This window comes from Limosilactobacillus urinaemulieris (assembly GCF_932750685.1).
GTDB lineage: Bacteria > Bacillota > Bacilli > Lactobacillales > Lactobacillaceae > Limosilactobacillus > Limosilactobacillus urinaemulieris.
Window position 1 is genome coordinate 15,859 of the sequence record NZ_CAKOBX010000002.1, and the last position, 15,279, is coordinate 31,137.

Annotated in this window: 11 protein-coding genes; 2 read left to right on the forward strand and 9 right to left on the reverse strand. The window is 34.2% G+C overall.

Annotation, left to right across the window (positions count from 1 at the left end; translation table 11 throughout):
* Positions 1-3 precede the first annotated feature (3 nt).
* From MR181_RS01415 to MR181_RS01435, 5 genes are read right to left on the reverse strand one after another with little or no spacing between them, the layout of a single operon-like run.
* Positions 4-1,665 carry a glycosyltransferase family protein gene (locus MR181_RS01415; protein WP_242334015.1) on the reverse strand — a complete coding sequence of 554 codons (1,662 nt, stop codon included), beginning with the start codon at positions 1,663-1,665 and terminating at the stop codon, positions 4-6.
* A gap of 22 nt (positions 1,666-1,687) precedes the next feature.
* Positions 1,688-2,806, reverse strand: coding sequence for an acyltransferase family protein (locus MR181_RS01420; RefSeq protein ID WP_242334019.1), 1,119 nt, complete (start codon positions 2,804-2,806; stop codon positions 1,688-1,690).
* Positions 2,803-4,293 carry a BCCT family transporter gene (locus tag MR181_RS01425; protein ID WP_242334022.1) on the reverse strand — a complete coding sequence of 497 codons (1,491 nt, stop codon included), beginning with the start codon at positions 4,291-4,293 and terminating at the stop codon, positions 2,803-2,805. Before MR181_RS01425 ends, MR181_RS01420 begins: the two co-directional genes overlap by 4 nt.
* 4 nt (positions 4,294-4,297) lie before the next feature.
* Positions 4,298-5,011, reverse strand: coding sequence for an NTP transferase domain-containing protein (locus MR181_RS01430; RefSeq protein ID WP_242334025.1), 714 nt, complete (start codon positions 5,009-5,011; stop codon positions 4,298-4,300).
* Position 5,012: 1 nt separating this feature from the next.
* Positions 5,013-6,749 (reverse strand): phosphotransferase, encoded by a 1,737-nt coding sequence (locus MR181_RS01435; protein WP_242334028.1) that lies wholly within the window; start codon positions 6,747-6,749, stop codon positions 5,013-5,015.
* Positions 6,750-6,893: 144 nt separating this feature from the next.
* On the opposite strand from MR181_RS01435, the gene MR181_RS01440 reads away from it, so the two are divergent.
* Positions 6,894-7,931: a glycosyltransferase gene (locus tag MR181_RS01440; RefSeq protein WP_242334030.1), complete on the forward strand. Its 1,038-nt coding sequence runs from the start codon at positions 6,894-6,896 to the stop codon at positions 7,929-7,931.
* A gap of 24 nt (positions 7,932-7,955) precedes the next feature.
* Here the strand turns inward: MR181_RS01440 and MR181_RS01445 are convergent, their stop codons facing one another.
* The 4 genes from MR181_RS01445 to MR181_RS01460 form a co-directional block, all read right to left on the reverse strand.
* Positions 7,956-9,059 (reverse strand): glycosyltransferase, encoded by a 1,104-nt coding sequence (locus MR181_RS01445; RefSeq protein WP_242334033.1) that lies wholly within the window; start codon positions 9,057-9,059, stop codon positions 7,956-7,958.
* Between the two features lie 16 nt (positions 9,060-9,075).
* On the reverse strand, positions 9,076-9,933 hold the full coding sequence (locus MR181_RS01450; RefSeq protein ID WP_242334035.1) for a beta-1,6-N-acetylglucosaminyltransferase: 858 nt from the start codon (positions 9,931-9,933) through the stop codon (positions 9,076-9,078).
* A gap of 18 nt (positions 9,934-9,951) precedes the next feature.
* Positions 9,952-10,758: a LicD family protein gene (locus MR181_RS01455; RefSeq protein WP_098045490.1), complete on the reverse strand. Its 807-nt coding sequence runs from the start codon at positions 10,756-10,758 to the stop codon at positions 9,952-9,954.
* Between the two features lie 113 nt (positions 10,759-10,871).
* Positions 10,872-12,983 carry a KxYKxGKxW signal peptide domain-containing protein gene (locus MR181_RS01460; protein ID WP_242334038.1) on the reverse strand — a complete coding sequence of 704 codons (2,112 nt, stop codon included), beginning with the start codon at positions 12,981-12,983 and terminating at the stop codon, positions 10,872-10,874.
* 182 nt (positions 12,984-13,165) lie between these two features.
* Between MR181_RS01460 and MR181_RS01465 the strand changes: the two genes are divergently transcribed.
* A complete protein-coding gene (locus MR181_RS01465; RefSeq protein WP_242334043.1) occupies positions 13,166-15,277 on the forward strand; it encodes a GH25 family lysozyme in 2,112 nt (703 codons plus the stop codon).
* Positions 15,278-15,279 lie beyond the last annotated feature (2 nt).

A 15,279-nucleotide genomic window follows, 5' to 3' on the forward strand; every position in this document is an offset into this window, starting at 1 on the left:
TCCTTAAGGCACTTCTTTTTTATCAAAGATCTCTTTTTTCATTATTAAAGTAAGAATTATCATAATAGTACTTATAATTGATATTACAAAGAAAATATATTCGCTAAGTTGAGCCTTAGAAATTATATTTAAAGTATTTATCCCTTTATTTAGAGGCACCCTTAATAATCCTAAGCTATAATTTGGCATTATTTTTTTATTATTTACGTAAACCTCATATTTTATTCCATTATAAGTCAAAAATCTTATATAACTTGGCTTCCTTTGAGATGAATAAACATTAAATTGAACTCCATTATAGTACTCATGTAAATTATCTTTTAATGGAAAAACCTCTGACTTATAAATTACTGACCAGTTATGATTATGTTTATCTTTAAGTGAATAATCAGATTCTGCATAATTACTTCCATATACATATTTATTTATATTTTCATTTGTTAAATTATAACTAGCTTTTTTGTTATTTACGTAGTTAATTTCTGTAAATACCGCAAACAGTAACATTAGAAGACTATAAATAATAAGTCCCTTTTTGTAATTATTCCTATAATTCTTGTCAATAAAAATAGTTACCCCAATCACTAAAAATAGAATTACAAAATTTAGCATTCTGCTAGCAAATTGAATGGTACCTAAAGGACTTTTAGTCAATCCTATATACTTATACGGTACCCAAGAAAAAGTTAATACAAATGTTATGCATGAAATTATTATCCACTTTTTCCAAGATGTATTTTTACAAGATCTAAACAGCATTACTACCATAACAATCATTATTATTAATATAAACATACCAAAATTATAATTATATGTTTGAAAAGCTAATGTGGCCTTGGTTGAGCCAGCCACAAATTGATTCCAATCTAACGTTAGGATGTTTCGCCAAGGAGTGGTGAGATCGTTTTTTAATGATAGTTTAATTATATTACTTAAAGTATAAGCTGAAGCTACTATAGTAATAAAAGCAGCGACAATAATAGACTTTATTTCTTTAAAGTCTAATTTCCTCAATAATAATCTAAACAGCTCAAATATTATTAAATATAAGCAACATATTACTGTTGTTAAAATATGAGAATTAATTACTAAACTCATTCCAAGGGCTAAGAATAAACTCCCTACCCTATATTCCTTTTGCCAAATTTTAATAATTCCTAAAAACACTAATGGTAAAAAAGCAAATCCCAATGCTTCACCCAGAGCTCCCCTATTATAAATATTTATAAGATTATACTGATTAAAACTATATATAACTGAGCCAAAAAATAAAACGCTCTTTTTATTGGTAAAGTTTTTCAAAAGTAAACAACAGTTAAATAGAGTTATAAATAATAAAATACTCATTGAAAAATACAATGCTAAAATCACATTATTAATTAGTAATCTAGGTATAACAAAAATAAGAGAAGTTACCCATGGGTACATTCCATTAAATGATTCACCATTTGCAGAAAAGCCTATAAAATTTACGAGTGGTGGTAATCTATGATTCTCAAATGCATTAGCGATTGATTCAAACACTTGAAAATGAACTATATCATCAAATCCTACTTTAAAGTAACCCTTATAGAAATAAAAGTAGGTAACTATAAAAGACAGTATAAAGAAGCAAGAGAGTAGATAGATTTCTCCTTTCTCCCCCATATACTTTCTAAGCTTCATTTGCAAATCACTCACCTCTAAATTATTTATACCTTCTACATAAAATAGTTAATTCAACTTTAACAAGAAAAGCATCAATATACTTAACTATCTTTTTAATAATTCTTTCAAAAATTAACCTTCTAAAAATAATGTCTATCAAAATGCAGATAATGAAAACAATTAACGAAAACAATAATCCTGCTAACAAATATTTAATCCCAGATCCAGCATATACCTTTGAAGAAAAAATATTTTGCCAAATGAATGGCCTAATAAACGAGTCCTCATGAATCAAATAAACACCGAACATTGAACCAGCAATGTAATTGATTATCCTACTATTAAAATGGCTGTTCTTAAAATAAGAAAATATAAATATAGACGTAAGTAGAACAAGAGGGCTATTCACATCAAATAAGTCAGCAATTCCATTAAATAACTTTTCATTAATTGCTAAAGTTGACAAAAGTATCGCTATCAATACGCATATTAAGGCACCAATCATTGTATAACCTTTGGAATTTAAAATCTTTCCACTATATTTTCTAATATAAGCACTAACAAAGTATATTAAAAAGAAATAAGTAGTTGGTGTATATCCAAAACTATCGACAAATGTATCAGGCTTATTATCAAATATTTGTAAGCCAATTGAAAGAAATGACCACAATAAAATCAAGCCAATTATTAGCAATAACAATTTTTGCTTGGTTAAACTTCTTATAATGATATTTAAAAATGGCATTGCAAAAAGCATTACAATATACGAATATACAAACCAATATCCACTCGGCAAGGGAAATGGTAGCAACACTCTAACTACACTATCAGTCCCCCATATTCCGGTTGGATCAAATAGCTTGAACACGAAATATAATCCAAAACTATAAAAGACTGTAGTAACGATCAAATTTATTGGGCGTCTAAAATTAAACTGCTTTTCACATAAAAAGTATGCTCCAATCATAACAAAAAGTACTACGCCTAGTTTCCCAAAATAATGAAGGAACAAGTTAACTTTAATTGCACCAGAGTATTTAGGATTGTAAGGATTCCAATCAAAAGTTCCTTTTAATGCATAGTGATGAAGTACGATCGCAAACATACTTAATATCCGAAGTAATTCAATACTCGAATTTCGACTACTTCTCTTTGTCATTTGTCTCTTCTACTCTCCTTATAAAACCCAACCACGATCATAATCATCACAATCATTGTCGGCAATGCCGCTATAATAGCTACCGACTGAATATTATACATATTACTATTACCGATTAACAGTGCCATTGGCAATAGCATAAACACAATTGCCCAAAAGCCTCGAATAGTTTTACTAGGTTCTTCTTCGATTGATAAGTGCTTATATGAATATTTAGAGATAACCATAGTAATGGAATCAAACACGGTTGAATATAAACCAATCATTGCTAAAGCCAAAAGAATCAAGGCAATGCGATACTGGGGCAAAGTCTCCATTAGCTTAATGGCTACCTGGGCATAGTTTTTGCCATCTGAGATTAGTTGAGTAGCGTTGACTAATCTTTGTACTTGGCGTGACATGCCAAAGCTACTTAACACAATGAAAGCACAGAAGGTTCCACCTAGTCCCCAAGCATAACCGCGTAAAACTACGTCCTTAATTGTTCGTCCCCGACTAATACTACCAATAAAAAATGGCGTGGCCACACACCAAACAATCCAATATGACCAGTAGTAGATTGTCCAGTTTTGGGTAAAGCTATGGCTATGAGTTGTCGTCGCCATCCCAATGAAATTTTGGGTTAAATTCCCTACTGCCTGGACACCGGCATCGACAATATAACTAAAAGAACCGCTGAAAAGTAAAACATAGAGTAATAAGCCAATAAAGAAGACATAACAAATCGTACTTAACCGCGAAATTGCCTTCATTCCAATCACTGAAGCAATCAAATAAATTGAAACAACCACGCAAATTAAAATAATCGACAGTTGCTTAACTTGACGGATTCCAAAAAGAACACCAACCGTTTGCGACAATAAAGGCATCGACATCGAGAAAGTTGTCGCCGTTCCTGCGATCAAAGCAAAGATCGCAATCAGATCAATCAATTTTCCCGCTATGCTATCAGTATATTTACCCAGTAATGGTCGACAGGCTTCTGAAAATTTCTGTCGTTTGTTTTTGGTCACATATAGCATATAGGCAAATGCCACCGCCAACATTAGGTAAAACGACCAAGCAATCGGGCCCCAATGAAATAACGAATAGGTTAACGACCATTCCATTGTTGTCCCTTTTTGCTTGATAAACGGCTCACTGGAATACATCAGCCATTCGCATAAGGCGTAAAAGATAATATCGGCTGACATGGTCGAAGTAAAAATCATGACTCCCCAGCGAAGATTTGAATATTCGGGTTTGTCTGTTGAATCACCGAGCTTGATTCGGCCAATCCTTGAAAAAGCAGCGTACAGTGTACTGATAAAAAAGAACAATCCCACCAAAATATAGAGAAACGATAATTGATTATTCAAGAATGACCGAATATCTTCCAAAATGAGTTGTGAATTTTTAGGGAAGCGTTCTAATAAAAAACTCAAGCCAAAAACAACAATAATCGGAATAGTAACTAAGGACCAGTCAATTTGTTTATACTTTTTCACGATCCTATCCTCTCTTTGTCAGTTGCTGATCAACCTGTTTCAATTGGTCGACACTATCAATTTCGATAATATCGTTAGCCGTGATTGGCATTACATATAATGAAAACTCATCAAAGTAATCAAACATGGCAATATCATCCCAGTAAATATCGTAGTGATGAGCTTGTTCAAACTCTTCTTCTAAATAGTCTTTCAGACGCAGACTATCTTCCGCCTGCCATTTTGATAGACTATATAAGCGCCAGCCATGATCATTTCCCGAACGATCGCATTGTAAAATCTTACCATATTGATCGGGATGCATAATCCATTCATCAGTAAACTGACTAATCTTTGCTCCGGCATATCCAGAATGGGCAAATTCCCTCTTTAATAATTTGGGATTCATTACTAACTGATCACCATCGAGGATTACCGTGTTCTTTAATTCATTACGAGCCACATACAATGATGAGATATTATTGTACTGGTTATAGTACGGGTTATTAATTAGCTTTACCTCGGGATACTTTTCTCCCAGATAATTAAACTGCTCGGCTAAGTAACCAACAACAATCGAAATATCATAAATTCCATTTTGGTGCAGTCCTTCAATTACTGATTCGACCATTGGCTTTCCCGCAACCCTAATTAGCGGTTTAGGTGTCTTATAGGTTAACGGACGCATTCGTGTTCCCAACCCGGCTGCCATAATAATTGCGTTTTCTATTTCTGCCATCTTATTTCCTTTCCAAGTACCGAAGCACCTTTTGACTGTACTCTTTGGCGTACCGATACTGTGCTAATGAGTATTCACCAAAGTCTAAGCCTAATGACTGCTTATATTCGCACCAATTACTCCAAAGCAAGCCACAAATAGCAACATAGGCGTAAATCTTATACCGAATATCCTCACTAACCGGATGTTCGAAATACAAGTCAATTAAGTGATCAAGCTGTGACTGATCATACATTGAGTAGATTGCAAACATGGCAATGTCAACATGGGGATCCTGCATTCCAGCATATTCCCAATCAATTAAGAAAATATTCCCTTGTTGATCAAACACAAAATTATCGGCATTCGCGTCAATATGACATAGCGTCCACTCTTTATCTAACCGCTCAATATATTGCAAGAGCTTTTCTACTTGTTGCTTAACTTTACCGTAATCACGATAAGCAGAAGGAGCACTGCGTAACTGCTTATACTTATTAATTTGACCAGCTAAATCAAACTGATGATCAACTTTTAAATTCTCTTGATGCATTTGTTTCAATAGGTGCATGCATTGTTGAACATCGTCCCAATTATTAGGATTACAATTTCGGGAGTTTTCAATAAACTCAGTTAGTTTATATCCATTTTGAGGATTCAAATACAAGGTCCGTTCCACATAAGGTAATTCTTTAATCTTTTGATAAACATCGTATTCTTGATGACGATTAATTAGTTGACCAGTTCCTGCTCCAGGAATTCGCATAATGTATCGTTTTCCCTGACAAGAAAAGATGAAAGAACGATTAGTCATCCCCTTCTTCAAGACGTGAATCTGATTAATTGCTTCTCCAGGAACGTTTAACGTTTGTTCAATCACATCAATTGCGTCATTTTTTAAATGATTGGAATTACCATCAAGATCACGCAATTCTTCATAAGAGTTGATTTCGGCATACTCATGCTCATCAACCAAATTGGCATCAATCACCGAGCCATGAAAGTCTAGCGTTGATTCCCAAAACTGATTAAGCCCGTCACAAGATTCTACCCGTTCAATTAATCGTTGTTTTAATTGTTTTCCTAACTCATTATTCAGATATGCAAGGCCAACCATTCGATTGCCATCTTGATTAACCGGCTTAATGTTTCCCCGAGTGGTTACTTGCCAGTTTGAATCCGAGTTAGTTTGTCGACTAAACATATACCATGCTTGATCTTCAAGCTCTGAAAACGGATTGTTCTTAAACCAAAGATCACACGGGACAATATAACTATTTTCTAAATAATCATTGGCCAGATACAATGAATACAGGTTATTCCATTCACCGTATTTAGTATTAACTATTAATTCAATCCCATATTGATCGATCAAGTATTCATAATGTTCTTTCATAAAGCCAACAACAATTTTAATCCGCTTGATCCCTTTAGCTTGAAGCTGCTTGACCAGGCGCTCAATTAATGGTTCTCCATTAATTTCTAGCAATCCTTTAGGCTCCTCAGTATTAATTGGGACCATTCGCATTCCAAAGCCAGCAGCTAAAATGACTGCCTGTTGAGGATGGTGATTTTTAATGTACTCTTTTCCCTTAATCGTTAGAGACAGCTTCTCATTAAAGAAACCATTCTGCTTCAACTGATCTAATAACTGATTAACCTTTCCTAAAGAGATATTCAACCGAGTTGCCAAGTCTCTTTGAGTTGCTTGAGGTTTTTTTAATTTTAATTTGAATAAATCTAGTAATTGTTTGTTCATGTATTCTATCCTTTTATATAAAATTGAACAAAATTATTTTACCACTACTAATAACTATCCACAATCATTGCTAAAAGTAAATTTACTGTTCTTTATGTCTGGTGTATAGTTAAATCATTAAAACGTCATGGAAGGAAAGTACCAATGATTAAATTTGTTGCATCTCACCTCTCTGGAAATGGTGGGACTGAAACCGTGTTAGTTCCAGTACTCAATCATTTTGCTAAAAGTAACTCTGTCGAACTAGTTATTTTTGAAGCTCCCGATAATGATTATTGGTTAAGTAAGTTAAATTCTAATATAAAAGTTAGAATTATAAATTACTCAGGTAAATTTTCTAAACTACTCTCTTTCACACAAGAAGCTTTTTCTATTAAGAAAAATGACCTTCTTATTTCACTTAGCCCATCATTTATTAAACTTTCTTCACTACTTCGTAAAGCTAAGTTATCAAATTTTAAAATAATTTCCTGGATTCACTTTTCTCTAGTTGATCAAGATCTTTTTAACCCGCATGACATCACATATGCAGACTACCATTTAGCAATCAGTAATAAAATTAAGAAACAATTGGTAAGTTTAGGAGTGTCAGAAAAAAAAGTTGCGGTGATTTATAATCCTATCAAGCAAGAACATATTTGGCATTTTCAACAACATGATGGAGTTAATATTGCCTATATTGGCAGGATCTCTTTTAAGGGCCAAAAAAATCTAAAAGAACTTTTTGACGGTTTGAAAAATTCTTCTAATACTAACCTATTTATAGTGGGGAATGGTTCAAAAGAAGAAATAACAAAATGTAAGACCTATATCGATAAAAATCAAATTACTTCAAAAGTTACTTGGGCTGGCTGGCAAAAAGATCCTTGGCGTTACCTTAAAGATAAAAACATTGATGGAGTAATTTTGACTTCTAAATTTGAAGGTTTACCAATGGTTTTCTTAGAGTCAATTTCTCGTGGTATACCAGTTATTTCCAGCCGATTTGACGGCTATGATGATGTCATCAAAGAAAAAATTAATGGTTTCTCCTATGAACCAGGTAATATAGATGGACTTACTAAAACAATTAGTAAGATCAACGATATTAAAGACAAGAAAGAGATTCAAGGAAGTATTGCTGAATTCTATAATGACAATTACTTTGCTAAATTAGATAATGTTATTAAAGAAATATATTAAAAAAAGTTGATGTAAGAAATATCCCTACATCAACTTTTCTATATCTTCGGCTTGGCGAGCAACACTAAATTTCTCCAGATTACTATCGAAATAATCACGCTTCTTGTTTTGACTTAATGAACTCTCCAGTTCACTAGCCCATTTAGCAACGTCCAATCCGTGCATTTTTTTAATATTACTAGTCGCAAATATAGCCTCAACATTAGTATCTGAAGCTAAAATTTTTAAATTACTAATTTGTGACTCTAATGCAACTAATGACAAACCTTCATACATACTAGGAAAGAGTAATGCATCCATTGCCGAATACCACCTATTAACGTCAGCAATAAAATCGTATTGGATAACATTATCTTTAATTCCTAGCGATTGAATTTTTTCATTGATCTGCTCTTTTAATGGTCCTTTCCCTAACATCAGAAATATACTATTCGGATTTGACTTATGGTAATTTGCAAATACTTCCAACGCAAAAAGCGGATTTTTGCGGTCTTGAAGGACTCCAACGAAGCCGACTAATTTTGTCTTAGTATCAATATTTAACTTATGCCGAATACCTTCTCTGTTCTCCGTTGAAAAAGCGAATTTAGGAATGTCAATTCCATTAATACTAATAAATACATCATCGTCTTTATTGAACATCCATCTTGCCGCTTCCTTTGAAGTAGCAATTTTTTGATCTGAATATTTGCTAAATACTCTTTTTCCGTGGTTATTCACTGCCACCAAAGTTCTCATCAATAATTTATTAGAGAATTCATGACTAAAATAAGAATTATGCGAATGGCACACTATTTTTTTTACTTTTCCATACCGTTTAGCATAAATTACGGGAAAATAATTCCAAGAAGACGAATAATTAAAGTAAACAATATCATAATGATGTTCTTTAAAGAAAGCTTTCCACCATTTCCAGTGTTCAATTGGGTTCTTAGTAACCGGGATAACCCGCTCAAACATCCATCCCAATTTTTCACATTCTTTATCAGTTAGATTTTCAGGATCAGTTCCATAACCTACGGCATCAATTTTGTACTTTACAGGATCAAATCGACTAAATACGTTAAAAATAACTTGTGTTAAACCACTACCACTAATAAAATCCCCAACAACAAGAACTCTTTTCATTTCTTCCTCCCACTATCTAAGGTAGTAACTGTCTTAGCTTATCTGAATACGGACTCTCAAATTTCCGCCCAAACATCGCATTGCTCTTCTTAATTGCTTTATAGTCTCGTTCATCCAAAATTGCAGGAAAACTATTATGAATATGCTCCCACTTAATAAAGCGATGGTAATCATACTGTAATCGTGATTTAAATTGTGGAGTATTACAAATAATTGTCTGTACCCAGAATTCATCAGAGAAACTCCCGGTCTTTAACATTTTACGGAAGTTTTCATGGTTATCAAAATAATCCAAACAATATTCGACCGCATCGCGCGGTAAGTCACACCAATTAGCCCCCGTATAGATTTCAAGATCAATTCCTAATTTCTTTAACTTATTTACCCTCAATAAGCTTTGAACCCAGGTGCTTAAACGATTGTAGACTTTACCAAACAAAGAGTGACGATCTATTTTATCGTAATTATAGTAAAACTTTTGCCAATTAAGAGCATTGTCACGTCCCTTTTTTACGTCAGCTTTATAATACCGTAAATAGATATTATTATTTTCCTCATAAAAGTTCTTAATCTCTTCAACTGGCTTCAAAGGCCAATCTTGTCCAGAAATCAAGTGGACATAATCAATTTCTGGATCTTGCATTGCCCGATGCATTAATTCAACTGCAACTTGCCCAATTGACCAACTTCCCCAATTAACACTAATTTTTGAAAAATAGTCCACACCTAATTGTTGAAGCTTCTGTTTTTGTGCTTCTGAAACTGGTGTTTTCTTATCAAAATGAATAATTACTTTAAATGTTGGTCTAAGTTTTTTGGATAATTCAATAACCTGATCAATATCTTTATGAACGATAATTAGTACTGCTTGCATGATTTACCTTCCATTATCTTATCTAAGCCATGCTTGTAGGTTATGGTTAACTTGTTTACTTTTTGGTGGAATTTCCATGTAATCATTACCATAAAGTTCAGTTAAATATCTATCCCAACAAGCAAAGGTATCAAATGTGTAATCCTCAAAGGTAACCTTAGTGGATTTAAAATATTCTTTGACAGTTAAAATTTCTTTACCATAATCTCCCCAAAGAACATCACCAATTAGCCCCGTCTTATGGTAATCATAGCTCTGAGAAAGCTTCGATAATTGATTATTTGCTCTTTTAAGCCCATATAATTTAGCAAGTGGGATCAATGGTGTTTTAAGGACTTTCTTAGCAAAACTTCGCCCCTGTCCTGGTTTGGCAAAGCTTAACATTAAAATCTCACGGATAGTTGATATCTTCTTGTAAAGTCGCTTTTGTTGTTTTTCATCATCTGGTAACCCATCCATTGGGAAAACATCAATCCATAAATAGTCAGCCACATCATTACCAAATTGTTGACTCATTTTTGTCCGCAAATCAATAATTTTAATATATGGGTAATTCGAGTCACCAAACTGAAAATCAATCACCTTATAGTATTTATCAAATACTGGATCTTTCTTCGCAATACTTACTAACCGATTGTAGCTTTCACGGTCCATACACACATCAATGTCATCATCCCAAGGGATAAAGCCATGGTGACGGACCGCACCTAATAATGTCCCCGCACATAAGTACATTGTTAAATCATTTTGCTTACAAAATTGATCAAAATTAACCAAGATATTTAGTAAATATTGTTTAACTTCTTTTCGTGTTAATTGTTTCATATTATTCCTGCTTTATTTTATTCTAACTTAGTAATTATAAGCTATTCCCGATATTGTTACAATTTACAAAAAATAAGAGATTCCTATCAGCTTGATAAGAATCTCTCAATAAATTAATCAACCGTAATTGCTTGTCCCGCATATTCACGAGCAAATTGAGCGGTTGTGATCCAACCTTTTGCACCATAATCATATGCATTCCAGCCGAACGATCCTTGACTAGCGTAATTGTAACAAGGATCAAAGATCCGGAACCACCCATTTTGATAACCAACAATTACCTTACAGTGGTTTCTTGCCCAGTAAGTATTTTCATATCTGGAGTAACCATAATATTCAACTGGATGACCAGAATTAATGATATTAATAATATCCTGAACACTGCTTCCTGAAATGTTCCGAACTGAAGAATCAAAGTGATGAGCAAGATCTACTAAAGAATCTGGTTGAATAACTAGTCTAAAACCAGCACCTGTATAAATGTTACCTGATTGACGTGGTTGTAATAAGTTCAATGCATATCCCATATTAATATATTCCTTAGGACTTAATAGCATTGCCAATGAATAAACTGAACATCCCTCAGCAACTGGGAATTGGCTATACCATTGTGGGAACCATAAACGACCACTATTATCAGCATGGTATGTCCAGCTATTAACATTTACCCAGCGGTTTTGGTATAAATTAGCATTAACCGGATCAAAGTAATACTCAATTCCATTGATAATATGATATCCAGTATCAGCCCAAGCATTAGCTAAATCAAAGAAGTACCAACTACCATTGATTAGATGCCAATTAGTCCAAGCAAAGGCATTAACATTATCAAAGTAGTACCAAGCATTATTAATCTTTTGCCAACCGGTTAAAGCATTAGCATTGTTGTTATCAAAGTAATACCAGAAACCTGCTGGTGATTGGAACCAGCCAGTATGTGCCCAAGCATTTGTTGGATCGAGGTAGTACCAAAAACCTGCCGGAGTCTTAAACCAACCAGTATCCGCTGAGGCATTAGTATTATCAAAGTGATACCACTTATTATTAAGCTTTTGCCAACCGAGAAGGCTTGCTCCGTCATTATTGAAGTAGTACCAAAAGCCTGCTGGTGACTTGAACCAACCAATAGAAGCTGTTCCATCATTGTTGAAATGATACCAAGCACCATTTAGCTTTTGCCAGCTATTAAAGGCAAAGCTGTTTGCACTTCGATTGTAATAATAGACATGACCAGCAATTTGATTTAACCCATCATTAAGAGTAGTAGTATCAATCACTCCAGTTAATGGATTGAACTTATAGGTGTGACCATTCACCGTAAGTTCAGTTTGCCGAATACCGGTATTTGAATCGTAATATTTTAATAACTTAGTATTAGCATCAATTAACATTCCCTTTAACTGGTGTCCAGATGCTGGATCAAAGTAATAATAATTACCACTAATTAAAGTATCTCCAGTTGCCATTTGCGCATTTTCTGGTTTGAAGTAATAAGTGTTACCACCAAGGTTTTGCCAACCAAGATATGCACTACCATCACCTTTGAAACCATACCAATGACCGTCAACATACTGCCAACCAGTCTTCATTGCGCCAAATGTCCCATCTACCTTATCATTCAGGTAATAGAAATTATTGTTAATCTTCTGAATACCACTTTCTAGAACTGCGGTTTCTGGATTCATGTAGTACCAATTACCATGAAGATAGTTCCAGCCAGTATATGCACTACCATCGCCTTTAAAGCCATACCAGTTACCATCAACATACTGCCAACCAGTCTTCATTGCACCATACGTACCATCATGTTGTTCGTTTAGGTAGTAGGTTTTATTATTTATCTTTTGAATTCCAGTTTCCATCTTGGCGTTATCTGGATTCATGTAGTACCAGTTATTATCAATGTTTTGCCAATCTTTATTTTGATTACCATTATTAAAGTGGTACCAATCATTGCCAGAAGTTTGCCAACCATTCGCACTTTGGCCACTAGTATTCTTCCAAGTACCATTTTGATTTGTATAACCGTTAATGTTAGTAGTTATATTTGAATCATGAGACTTGTCATTATTACCTAAAAAGTACTCGTTTTGAGTCGAGGTGACTTCAGTATTATCGGAAGCAGATGCTTGGTTCAAATTAGCTGAAACTGCAAATGATAATACAGCAACTGCTGCAGTAACCCAAAGCTTTCCTGATTTATAAAGCTTAAAATGTTTTTTCATAATTACCTTCCCAAATAAAAATAATTTAACACTAGTAATATATCACTATTTTTTATTTCTTCCTACATGTTAATCATAAAAAAATTACAATTTGTTAACAGATCTTAATATTATTGAAATTAAACAATTAGTATTAGGAATTATAATAGTTATCGTTATATAAATTTTTTAGGAGGATTATAGTGACTCAGAAGAACCATATCTATCTTGCTTCAACATTAACATTATTATCTTTATCAACCTCGTTATATTTAAATTCTAAAAACGTTCAAGCTGATACTAACCAGGTACAGACCGAACAAGTAAATTCAAATGCCAATTTAAGTGCTAATTCCGCTTCAACACAAAGTCAAAGCGCCCCTTCAGCAAGTGCTTTTGCTACTAGTTCCAATAATGTAGCTAGTGAAAGCACTGCTGAACCAACGCAATCATTAAGTATTAACAGTCAAAATTCGGCTGCACCAGCAACCGCATATACAACCGTAAAAGCAGCTGCACAAACTGCTTATGATGGCACACCAGTAATCAATATTGGTGACGCTAACTACCCTCGAGTAGATGCAGTTGATATTAGTGGTTATCAAGCTAGTATGACTCCTAATAATTTTGTTACCTTAAAAAATCTCGGAGTTAAAACAGCGATTGTTAAGGTTACTGAAGGGACCTACTATATTAACCGATATGCTGGTCAACAAATTAATTATGCTAAAAATGCTGGCTTAAATGTTCAAGTGTATCACTATGCCAAATTTGGTAGTCAAAATGCCGCTATCAACGAGGCTAATTATTTAGCAAATGAAATGGAAGCATTAGGGTTAGACAAGAATACCTTAATCTATGCTGACATGGAAGATACAACTACCAAATATTACGGGGTTGCTAATCATTTAAATGCTTTCTGGAATCAATTAAATAATCGTGGCTTCACTAACCATGCAGTCTATGCCTCAACTTCTTATGATCAAACTTATAATGTCAGTTCAACAGTCGGGAAAAACCGTACTTGGGTTGCCCAATACCTTTATTCACCATCTTCAGCTAACCTAAGGAACCAAAACTATGGAGCATGGCAGTTTAACGCCCATGGGCGCATTCCTGGATATAACGGTGACTTAGATATTTCGATCGATTATCAAGGGTTAGTAGCTAACTCGGGCGAATGGTCTAACAATAATGGGAAATGGTCATATTCAATTAATGGCAATAATGTTACTGGCTGGCAACGAATAAATAATAACTGGTACTACTTCAACCAAGATGGCACCGCGCAAACTGGCTGGTATCAATCAGGTGCTGGCAACTGGTATTACTTTGACTATACTAATGCCTGGGCTTTAACTGGTTGGCAATATATTAATAATAATTGGTATTACTTTGATTACAATAATGCATGGGCTGACAAGGGCTGGCAGAACATCAATAATAATTGGTATTACTTCGATCTAACAAATGCTTGGGCGCTGCGTGGTTGGCAAACAATTAACGGTAATCGTTATTACTTTGACCCTAGTAACGTTTGGGCACTCAAAGGATTTCAATATTTAGACAATGCTTGGTATTATTTTGATGATAGTAATGCCTGGTTAAGTCATGGTTGGCGCTACAATGGTGGACAATGGTATTACTTAAGTCCAAGTACTGGTCAATTAGAAAGTGGTCTTCAAACAATTAACGGTAAAGTTTATTATCTTCAGCCAAACCACAATGGCTATTTTGGTGCAATGCAGACTGGTTGGTTTAACTTAAGTAACCATTGGTACTTCTTTAATAACGGTGGTGATGCTGCTACCGGATGGTTTAAATCTCCAGCTGGCTGGTGGTACTACTTTGATGATAATGGTCAAGCACGTACTGGTTGGCAAACCATCAATGGACATCAATATTACTTTGATCCTACCAATGCTTCTAATTATAGAGGTTGGTACCGTCATAATAATAGTTGGTACTACTTTGATGCTGCTAATGCCTGGGCAGTTACTGGATGGTTCAAATCACCAGGTGGCTGGTGGTACTATTTTGACAATGATGGTCGTGCACGAACTGGCTGGCAAACCATTAATAATCACAAATATTACTTTGATCTAACTAATGCAAGTGCTTATACAAATTGGCAAAAATTAGATGGTAAATGGTACTACTTCGATCCGAATAACGCTTGGATCCTAACAGGTTGGCAAAATATTAATGGACATCGGTATTACTTTGATAACGATGGGCATGCTGTAACTGGCTACCAATATATTGATGGTAAACTTTATCATTTTGATCAGGATAATGCATGGCTATTAGATTAACT

Coding starts and splice junctions, on each gene's coding strand:
- MR181_RS01420 (WP_242334019.1), bottom strand. CDS start 2,806: ATGACAAAGAGAAGTAGTCGAAATTCGAGTATTGAATTACTTCGGATA.
- MR181_RS01450 (WP_242334035.1), bottom strand. CDS start 9,933: ATGCAAGCAGTACTAATTATCGTTCATAAAGATATTGATCAGGTTATT.
- MR181_RS01440 (WP_242334030.1), top strand. CDS start 6,894: ATGATTAAATTTGTTGCATCTCACCTCTCTGGAAATGGTGGGACTGAA.
- MR181_RS01415 (WP_242334015.1), bottom strand. CDS start 1,665: ATGAAGCTTAGAAAGTATATGGGGGAGAAAGGAGAAATCTATCTACTC.
- MR181_RS01430 (WP_242334025.1), bottom strand. CDS start 5,011: ATGGCAGAAATAGAAAACGCAATTATTATGGCAGCCGGGTTGGGAACA.
- MR181_RS01455 (WP_098045490.1), bottom strand. CDS start 10,758: ATGAAACAATTAACACGAAAAGAAGTTAAACAATATTTACTAAATATC.
- MR181_RS01445 (WP_242334033.1), bottom strand. CDS start 9,059: ATGAAAAGAGTTCTTGTTGTTGGGGATTTTATTAGTGGTAGTGGTTTA.
- MR181_RS01435 (WP_242334028.1), bottom strand. CDS start 6,749: ATGAACAAACAATTACTAGATTTATTCAAATTAAAATTAAAAAAACCT.
- MR181_RS01460 (WP_242334038.1), bottom strand. CDS start 12,983: ATGAAAAAACATTTTAAGCTTTATAAATCAGGAAAGCTTTGGGTTACT.